Here is a 5,955-nt window from a genome sequence, read left to right as displayed (position 1 = left end):
TTCCCAGTCCCCAGTCCCCAGTCCCCAGTCCCCAGTCCCCAGTCCCCAGTCCCCAGTCCCCTAAGTCAAGGCAGCTACAGAAACTTTACCAGCAATAGAGAGGGCGATCGCGGTTAATGCTTTTGCAGAAGCTGAATCTGGCTGTGCCACAACTATTGGGACGCCGTTGTCACCGCCTACTCGTGTGGAAATTTCTAGCGGGACGCACCCCAAAAGAGGTACTCCCAACTCAGCTGCTGTTTTTGAACCACCGCCAGAACCAAATATGTCATATTGCTTATCTGGCATATCTGGTGGAATAAAATAACTCATATTTTCCACTATTCCCAAGACAGAAACGTTCATTTGCTGGAACATCCGCAAACCTTTACGAGAATCTAGCAAAGCGACGTTTTGTGGCGTTGTCACAATTACAGCCCCTGCCATTGGAACAGCTTGTGTCAAAGTTAGCTGAGCATCTCCTGTTCCCGGTGGCATATCTACAATCAAGTAGTCCAGTTCTCCCCATTGCACTTGATAAAGAAACTGGCGAATCACACCATTCAGCATTGGCCCCCGCCAAATCACTGGTTGATCTCGATCAATCAAAAAACCCATTGATACTAATTTGACACCATGATTGAAAGCAGGTTCGAGGATTTCTCCTGTTTCAGTTGAGCGGACTGTAATTTGAGCATCAGCTAAACCCAACATTGTGGGATCATTGGGGCCATAAATGTCGGCATCTAATAAGCCTACTTTTGCCCCTGTTTGAGCCAAAGCAACTGCGACATTCACCGCCACTGTGCTTTTGCCAACGCCACCTTTACCGCTGGAAATAGCAATGATATTTTTGATCCCAGTTATGCCAGTGCGATCGCTTAGGCTCTTTTGCTGTGGTGTTTCTGCGGTCACTTCTACACTAACATCAGTAACACCCGGTAGCTTTTTGACAGCTTTTTGACAGTCCTCGACAATAAATTCACGTAAAGGACAGGCGGGTGTAGTCAATACTAAAGTGAAGCTAACTTTGCCACCGTCAATTTTGACATTGCGAATCATATTCAGTTCTACCAGGCTTTTGCGGAGTTCTGGGTCTTGCACTGGTCGCAACACTTCAAGAACTGAGCGGGAATCGAGGACATCGTACATAGTGTTTTAACCGTTACCAGGGTAACAAACTTTAACAAATTTTTATGATTGCCTGTTAAAATTCTAACTTTTGCTTATTGCTTATTGCTAGTGAATTTGTCAATGGTTCAGTTGTTCGGTTTTGGCAATTGACAACTAACAACTGACCATCAATGATTTAAAAATCGAAGCAGCTGTCGCTAAGAGATTTCTTTTTTCCTGATACTGCTTGTAATGTTGCCCCCTCCACTGCTTCAACTAATGAACGTGCCACGCGATCTGCATAAGGACGAGACAACGACCAAATCAGGGGCGACAACCAACCGCGTAGTGTTACAGAGTAAGACAAACAAGTACCGCAAACCGTAGATTCGACTTGGTAAGTCACCCGTTCTTCTATACCAGGAATAGCCAGTACTCGTATACTCAACAATTCTCTAGGATTCACGCTTTCTACAAAAATTCGGATAGGGATAGGCCAAAAGCGCGTCATTGCCTGAAAAATTAATCCAGGTTTGGGTACTAAGCCATGAGGAACGTTAGTACTCTTAAGTAGAGGATGCCAGGAAACATCTGTTAAATCCACTACTTTTTGCCAAAGTTCATCTACAGAAGCAGAACTAATCTCTCGATATGTCTGTACAAGAGAAACCTGAAACCGACGACGTTTGCGGCGAATGAATTTGGATAACCAATCTTGCATTTTCCTTAATCCTCCTTGTGAGAAATTTTCTGGTCATTGCAGTATGATGTCCAACTGTGACCAAATCCCAAACAAAACTTTCGCAAAATTGCCCTCAACATACCAAGTTCCGATCGCTACAAACACCAACACGATTACTAAGTATTTCACCCCTAATTAATAGAACAACATTTAGTATTGGAACTTATCCACAGGTGTTAAGGAGGTAAAATTCTGAGACTACAGGGTTTTTTAACTCACATCTCCCACTCCTATACAAACCCTTAATCTTTCGTATTACTGTGTCAGTTTGATAATGTTAACCAAATTAGTTTAAATCTTTAGGTGTCAAAGTTGAGAGTGCTGGCATAGTTGCCAATGTTCTCATCAATAAAATTCAAAAAAAAACTGAGTCAACATACAAGCCTATACGCATTTGAGGGAAAATAACTCTAATGAACCTCATCAATCATGTAAATCTCTGTCCAACCAGAAAAAAGCAGGTTGAACAGGCAGAACCTAATTGGTGAGATGTGTTGCCTTCAAATTTTAATTAAGATCAAAAATTTGTGGCTTGCTGGAAATTGTAATTTAGATTTGGGAATCTTATGTTGACCAACTCGCAAACCCCAACGGTGGAAGCAAAATCATCTACCTCCCTACCACCAACCGACGCTAAGGTTAGGGTCAGTCAGTTGATGAAACAACTGCAAGATGAAATTACGCAGGCGTTGAAAGAACTGGATGGTGTGGGTAAGTTTCACGAAGATAGTTGGGAACGTCCAGAAGGGGGCGGCGGGCGATCGCGTGTCCTGCGTGATGGTGCAATATTTGAACAAGCTGGTGTAAATTTTTCTGAAGTTTGGGGTTCTCATTTGCCCCCCTCCATTTTGTCCCATCGCCCAGAAGCAGAAGGACACCGCTTTTATGCTACGGGTACTTCACTGGTATTGCATCCACGCAATCCCTATGTACCCACCGTTCATCTCAATTATCGCTACTTTGAGGCGGGGCCCGTTTGGTGGTTTGGTGGTGGTGCTGATTTGACACCCTATTATCCTTTTGCTGAGGATGCAGTCCATTTCCATAAAACCCTGAAACAGGCTTGTGACAAACACCACCCAGATTATTACCCAGTGTTTAAGCGTTGGTGTGATGAATATTTTTATCTCAAACATCGGGGAGAAACACGGGGGATTGGTGGTCTATTTTTAGACTATCAAGATGGGCGAGGTGCTTTATATCGTGGTAGTAACTCCCATGGAGAAGCAGCTACTTACAGTGACCAGGTAGGCACACCAGCACCGCGTAATTGGGAGGATTTGTTTGCCTTGGTACAAGAATGTGGTAAAGCTTTTTTACCCGCTTATTTCCCAATTGTAGAACGGCGGCATGGGATGGAGTATGGCGATCGCGAACGGAATTTTCAACTCTACCGTCGGGGGCGGTATGTAGAATTCAACTTGGTTTATGACCGAGGCACAATTTTTGGTCTACAAACCAATGGACGCACAGAATCAATTCTCATGTCCCTACCACCTCTAGTGCGTTGGGAATACGGCTATCAGCCAGAACCAAATTCCCCAGAAGCAGAACTATATGAAACTTTCCTTAAACCTCAAGATTGGATAAATTGGACACCAAACAAATAGTGCTGTGCGCTAAAGATAGTAACTGAGGCGTGGGGGAGATGGGGAGCAGGGGAGGCAAAAGAAGCAGGAGGAGAAATAAGCAACATCTGTTCCCTATACCCAATTCCCTATTCCCAATTGCCTTTTTCATCTCAGCTATACCTGAATGCTACTTAATCAAGCCAATTTAGTACCCAGGACTATTTTGGTGAGTTAAACTACTAAAAGTAAGCACTTAGTACAAATAGGTGACAATTTTAGCTACAGCTTGTTAGGCTCAAATTTCAGCACTAAACAATTTAGTGGCTGGTAAGTCAACTAAATCAACTCATTGCTGGCGATCGCTCCGGTAATGAACAAAGCAAGATTGCTATCAAAGCAAGTCTTATAGTTTACCAGTTGTCATTTAATTTCAGGGGCAGTTAATCTAAAAAGGGATGTCAAGGGGAGGGCTTCAGTGATTCAAATAGACCAAAAAACTTATACAACTCAAGACGGTAATACAGTTATTGTCTTGACACCAACAGGCCGGCTAGACATCACTACTGCTTGGCAATTTCGTCTCAAGCTACAAGAATGCATTTCCAAACTCAGCCGCCATGTAGTTGTGAATTTGGGACAAGTAAATTTTATCGATAGTTCTGGTCTTACTTCTTTAGTAGCTGGAATGCGCGATGCTGATAAAGTCAAAGGCAGTTTCCGCATCTGTAATGTCCATCCAGAAGCTAAGCTCGTGTTTGAAGTCACGATGATGGATACAGTCTTTGAAATCTTTGACGCAGAGGAAGAAGCCTTAGAAGGTGTACCTCGGAGTATTGCCAGCTAAGTTATACCATGTATCTAATCTTTCTGTAGATGCCTCAATTACGAATTACGAATTAGTCTCAGTACTGTTCCCTTTTGCTGTAGCGATAAGGGCCTAGAATCGCTCCCCATGTGGCTTTTCCAGTCTCTGAGTCAATTCCTTTGTCGTAGCTGTAAAACTCTGCCCTAGTGGCTTCAAAGCCTAAAGAAACTTGCACGGTGTTGCCTTGATAAGTAAAACTGCAAACAGTTTCTGGTGGTGGAGTGGCGACAAATTTATAGGAGTTGGGGGCTAGTGTTTCCTTGGTAACTGTAAGGATACAGCCTGGCAGTAAATCTAATTTGTCAGGTGTGAGTGTATCGAGTAAAGCAGGATTTTGACCTGCACCGCTGAATAAACCTGGATTTTGAAGCATATAATATTGCACTTGCAGGGGTGCATCAAAATTGCTCCCTTCTCGCAACCGGATAATTCGCTGGCGGTAAGGCTGATCTGGGTTAATAATGTTTGCTTGTTCAGCAAACAGAGTCATGCTGTCTTCTGAAAACAGATTGATTGGTCTTTGCCATAGGCGTAGGTGAACATACCAAACAGGTTCTGCCATAGCTTGCTCCCGGTTATCAAATTCACCGGCGAGGTATTTACTGAGGGCGATTAACTGTGGCGAGAAGCTCATGTTTGGGGATGGGAAATTGGAAATAAGGAATTGGTGTTGATTATTTCTCCCCAGCTTTTGGCTGTGGGCTTTTGTTTGTTGGTGTTTGAATTGTAAGCGGTTCTAGATTTGCTTATATTGTAAATGCAAGCGTGACCAGCATAAACATAAACTTGGCAAAGTAACCCTTAAGCGAGAAAATAAGAATACGTCGCCCTTAATATTTTCTTTGTGAATAACGTCCGTACAGTCTCTGATACAAAGCGAACTTTCTACACCCTTCATACCCGGCCGATCAACACTATTTATCGTCGGGTAGTAGAAGAATTAATGGTAGAAATTCATCTGCTTTCAGTCAATGTTGATTTTAGTTATAATCTGATTTATGCCTTGGGTGTCGTCACTGCCTTCGACCGCTTCATGCAAGGCTATCAGCCAGAAAGGGATCAAGAATCGATTTTTAATGCCTTATGTCAGGCTGTAGAACAAAATCCAGAACGCTATCGCCAAGATGCAGAAAGGTTGCAAGCAATAGCTCAAAGTTTGCCAGTCCAAGATTTGATAGCATGGCTAAGTCAAACGACCTACTTAGATAGAGATGCTGACTTGCAAACACAACTGCAAGCGATCGCTAACAATCCTAACTTTAAATACAGCCGCTTGTTTGCAATTGGTATATTCTCCTTATTAGAACAGTCTGATCCGGAAGTAGTCAAAGACGAAAAGCGACGCACTGAGGCACTAAAAGCGATCGCTGCTGGCTTACACCTATCAGATGATAAACTCAACAAGGATTTGGAGCTATATCGCTCTAATCTAGACAAGATGGAGCAAGCATTAATAGTAATGGCAGATATGCTTTGCGCTGAGCGCAAAAAACGCGAACAGCGCAAGCAGCAGTCAACTACCCCCGTTACTCCACCAACGACTAGTGAATAATTCGTAATTCGTAATGACGCGACGCTCCTGCGTCGCTAACGCTAACGCTATCGAGGACTCGCTACCGCTGCGCTAACGTAATTCGTAATGACGCGACGCTCGTACCTCGCTACCGCTGACGCTCGAGGACTCG

Annotated in this window: 6 protein-coding genes; 3 read left to right on the top strand and 3 right to left on the bottom strand. The window is 43.5% G+C overall.

Features of this window, described 5'->3' with window-relative positions:
* Positions 1-60: 60 nt before the first annotated feature.
* Together AC5JMF_RS28415 and AC5JMF_RS28410 are read right to left on the bottom strand one after the other, a co-directional pair.
* Positions 61-1,131, bottom strand: coding sequence for an Mrp/NBP35 family ATP-binding protein (locus tag AC5JMF_RS28415; RefSeq protein ID WP_495799059.1), 1,071 nt, complete (start codon positions 1,129-1,131; stop codon positions 61-63).
* A gap of 157 nt (positions 1,132-1,288) precedes the next feature.
* Positions 1,289-1,813, bottom strand: a complete 525-nt coding sequence (locus AC5JMF_RS28410) for an SRPBCC family protein (RefSeq protein WP_495799058.1) — start codon at positions 1,811-1,813, stop codon at positions 1,289-1,291.
* Between the two features lie 587 nt (positions 1,814-2,400).
* Between AC5JMF_RS28410 and hemF the strand changes: the two genes are divergently transcribed.
* Together hemF and AC5JMF_RS28400 are read left to right on the top strand one after the other, a co-directional pair.
* Positions 2,401-3,444, top strand: a complete 1,044-nt coding sequence (gene hemF, locus AC5JMF_RS28405; protein WP_495799057.1) for an oxygen-dependent coproporphyrinogen oxidase — start codon at positions 2,401-2,403, stop codon at positions 3,442-3,444.
* A 436-nt stretch (positions 3,445-3,880) separates the two neighbouring features.
* Positions 3,881-4,249: an STAS domain-containing protein gene (locus tag AC5JMF_RS28400; RefSeq protein ID WP_495799056.1), complete on the top strand. Its 369-nt coding sequence runs from the start codon at positions 3,881-3,883 to the stop codon at positions 4,247-4,249.
* Between the two features lie 58 nt (positions 4,250-4,307).
* Here AC5JMF_RS28400 and AC5JMF_RS28395 read toward each other — a convergent pair whose 3' ends face one another.
* Positions 4,308-4,904 (bottom strand): chromophore lyase CpcT/CpeT, encoded by a 597-nt coding sequence (locus AC5JMF_RS28395; protein WP_495799055.1) that lies wholly within the window; start codon positions 4,902-4,904, stop codon positions 4,308-4,310.
* Between the two features lie 210 nt (positions 4,905-5,114).
* Between AC5JMF_RS28395 and psb29 the strand changes: the two genes are divergently transcribed.
* A complete protein-coding gene (gene psb29, locus AC5JMF_RS28390) occupies positions 5,115-5,822 on the top strand; it encodes a photosystem II biogenesis protein Psp29 (RefSeq protein WP_495799054.1) in 708 nt (235 codons plus the stop codon).
* Positions 5,823-5,955 lie beyond the last annotated feature (133 nt).

The sequence above is a fragment of the Desmonostoc vinosum genome, assembly GCF_059505385.1.
Note: the sequence above shows the minus strand (reverse complement) of the source record. Positions and strands in the feature narration are given on the sequence as shown.